The sequence below is a fragment of the Mycobacterium sp. ABE4_509 genome (assembly GCF_056160785.1).
This window is the reverse complement of the sequence record NZ_JBSWXU010000295.1, coordinates 1-1,419: the sequence shown is the minus strand read 5'-3', so window position 1 is coordinate 1,419 and position 1,419 is coordinate 1. Positions and strand designations below refer to the sequence as shown.

Sequence of the window (1,419 nt, the reverse complement as noted above, 5' to 3'; positions counted from 1 at the left end):
GCCGGGTGCTGGCGATCGACGCCGGGCTGCAGGTGCTGCTCGTCGGGTCCGGGGCCTCGCTGGGCCGGGAGGGCGCACCCCGGCAGCTGGCCGCCGCCTGGGGCGATCTGGGGACCTCGAGGCTGGCGCTGACGGCGCGGGACCGCGACATCCTGCTGGCGTGCGCCGCCGGCGCCGGGCTGGCCGCGGTGTACAGCGTGCCGTTGGGCGGGGCGTTGTTCGCCGCCCGGATCCTGCTGGGTACCTGGCATCCGCGGGCGTTCGGCACGGCGCTGATCACCTCGAGCCTGGCGGTCGCGGTGGCGTCGCCGGTCACGCACTTGGAACACTCGATTCAGTGGCCGCGGCCGGACCTGTCCTACCTGTTCGCCTTCCTGGCGCTGGCGCTGGCACCGCTGGCCGCCGCGATCGGGCTCTCCTTCGACAGGGCGATGGCCGCGGCCAGGCCCGCGGTGCAGCCGAAGTCGTGGACGATCATCCCGGCCATCGCGGGCGCCGGGCTGCTGACCGGTGTCTGCTCGCTGTGGCTGCCCGAGTTGCCCGGCAACGGCCGCAGCATCCTGCAGGTCAGCGTGAACAGCGGGCTGACGCTGGCCGCGGCGGCCGCGATCCTGCTGCTCAAGCCGCTGCTGACGGCGCTGTTCCTGCGGGCTGGCGCGGTCGGCGGGTTGATCACGCCCGCCCTGGCCACCGGCGCCGCCGCCGGCTCGGTGGTGGCGTTGACACTCAACGGGTTCGCCGGCACCGAGCTCAACGTCGCCGCGGTGTCGCTGACCTGTGCGGCCGGGGTCTTGACGATCACGCAGCGTTCGCCGCTGTTCGCGGCGCTGTTCGTGTGGGAGTTGGCCCGGCCGCCGTTGTGGCTGCTCGCCGTGTTCGCGCTGAGCGCCTGGACGGCGCATGTCATCGCCGAGCGGCGCCGGCGCCACTTGGCCGCGTCTCAGTGAGGCAGCTTGACCCAGGCTCCGGCGTCGCCGACGATGCCGACCGGAACCGCGCCGGTCAAGCTGACGTTACGCACGCTGGGACCTGCGGCGACGATCGTCGTGTCCTGCAGGATGGGCAGCACGGTCGACATGTCCCACAGCACCGGTTCGACCTCGTCGATCACCTCGTCGATGTCGGCGCTGCCCCGCAGCGCGGCGTCGATGAGCGGCTGGATGCTCGGGTCGCACAGGCCGGTGATGTTGCTGGGCGCCTGTACGAGTTCACCGGAGTCCGGCGGCGCCGGCGTCGCCGAGGTGGTGGTGCCCGGCGGCCGCGGGCTGGTACTGCTGACCGGCCCCGACGTGGTCAGGCTGGGCGTCGGGGTGGCGCCGGCCGAGGTGACGTCCGGCGCCGCGGCGGGGGTGGTGGGCACCCGTCTCTTCTCCACATCTGACGCTGCCGACGATGGCTGTCGTGTGTAGATCTCGGTGG

Annotated in this window: 1 protein-coding gene and 1 pseudogene; one reads left to right on the top strand and one right to left on the bottom strand. The window is 73.2% G+C overall.

Annotated features, from left to right (window positions below; genetic code table 11):
* The coding region (locus tag ACXAID_RS28095) for a chloride channel protein (RefSeq protein WP_475025433.1) at window positions 1-947 on the top strand (947 nt) is incomplete at its 5' end.
* Here the strand turns inward: ACXAID_RS28095 and ACXAID_RS28090 are convergent.
* Window positions 941-1,419, bottom strand: a pseudogene (locus ACXAID_RS28090) (ABC transporter family substrate-binding protein); the annotation flags it as partial. The gene ACXAID_RS28095 and the pseudogene ACXAID_RS28090 sit on opposite strands and share 7 nt — an antisense overlap.